The organism is Streptomyces sp. 8L (genome assembly GCF_020176795.1).
Classification (GTDB): Bacteria; Actinomycetota; Actinomycetes; order Streptomycetales; family Streptomycetaceae; genus Streptomyces.
Map to the genome: position 1 here is coordinate 1 of NZ_JAIUKE010000851.1, position 1760 is coordinate 1760.

Consider the following 1760-nt stretch of genomic DNA (forward strand, 5'->3'; position numbering starts at 1 on the left):
CTCAGGACGAAAGAGACTCAATAGGGCCATTCGTGTGATCAATCTCCTTCTACTGGCCAACACGGGATGCGCCACCTTGGTTTGTATTGGAAGATAAATATACCGCCGAACAATTAAGGGCGGGCGAGCCGTAAAACGAGAAAATTCAACGGGAGAACTAATATGGAATCGACGATTGGTAACCTCGACTATGCTTCGCTGTTCAAGGCCGCTCCAGTGGCTCTCGCCATCTTGGATCAAAAATTTCAAATCGTCACTGCCAACGACGCGTACTTGAGGGTCACCGGCCGTCGCCGACAAGAGCTGGTCGGGCGGGAGTACTTCGATGTTTTCCCGCCCGATCCGTATCTCGAGGATGACCACAGAGCGCGAGCACAACGCCAAACGCTTGAAGCGGCAGTAATTTCTGGTCGGCCCAGCACGATGATGCTGCACTATTACCCAATCCCGCGAAATGGTAGATCTGAGGATTTGGAACCACGCTGGTGGAATGTTACAAATCAACCTATTCTTGATGATGATGGTCGGGTGCGATTGATCATCCGTCGAGTCGAGGATGTGAGCATCTTTGGCCATTTCGAGCAACGCGGTAATTCTTCCTTGCCCATGGGGCGTGAGTCCATTTCCGGACTGTTCACATATGCGCATGAAATGCAACGGTCGGTTGACCATCTGCAGCAGTCTGTGGCGAGCGCTCATGCGACGGCTCTTGCATTTCAGCAAGCCATGCTCACTACTCCGGATCTAGAAAGTCATTCAAACGTTGTAGTCCGCTACCAACCAGCGGCGCATGGCCTGAATGCCTGCGGTGACTGGTATGATGTGGCGAATGTACCCGACGGCTCCCTGGCGTTGATGGTAGGAGACGTGGTAGGCCACGGACTGGCAGCCGCAAGCATGATGGGCATGTTGCGTAGTGTACTGAACGCCGCCATTCGAACCGGTGGTGGGCCCGCAAGCGCCCTGGAAACGCTGGACCTCTATGCGCAACATCAAGAGGATGCAGTGGCCACCACTACGATCGCATGTCAAGTTATCCCTAAAAGCCAGATACTGATTCACAGTGCAGCTGGTCATCTTCCACCGCTGCTCATGCATTCCGACGGCACGTCTATTTATTTGCATGAGCCCAATGATCCACCGCTAGCTACTAGAGCCGGGCACACCTATAGTTCTCAGAACATCACGCCGTACACGTCTGGCGACTTACTGATTTTGTACACGGACGGATTGGTAGAGCGACGAGGAGAGGATATCGACGTGGGGCTGGCCAGACTGGCGGCGACGGCGCGAAACCTCGTTGGTCGGCAACTTGACGAACTCGCTGACACACTCCTCTCCCGAATGGCTAATCCTATTGGCCAACGCGACGACGTCTGCTTTTTGCTCGCCCGACTGAAGTGAATATCCTGGCCAGCTTGACCCGCTCAGGGGGTATTTTTTGGAAAGTGTCGCATCTTTGCCTGTGCTGGGTATGCAGGGCTCCGGCGTGGTGGGGATGTGTCCGGTTTGCGGCCATTCAAGGCTGAGGATGGCGAGAAGGCGTCGGGGGTCGCGGGCGTTGCCTCGCAGGTTTGCCGCGGGGTTGGTGACGCCGGTCAGCTTCATGGCGCCGACGGCCAGGTTGTGCCAGGTGGCCACGGCGCGGGGCGCGTTGCCGGTTCGCAGTTGGGAGGCGTCCTCGGCGAAGGTGGTGTCGCGGACGTGGTGCAGGACTTCGATGCCCCAGCGGTCGCGGACTAGCCTCAATGCCGTGTAGT

Annotated in this window: 1 protein-coding gene; it reads left to right on the forward strand. The window is 56.5% G+C overall.

The features are described from left to right. The first annotated feature begins 162 nt into the window (after window positions 1–162). Entirely contained in the window at window positions 163–1404 is a 1242-nt protein-coding gene (locus tag LCE31_RS39390; RefSeq protein WP_225023084.1) for a PP2C family protein-serine/threonine phosphatase, read from the forward strand. The last annotated feature ends 356 nt before the right edge of the window (window positions 1405–1760 follow it).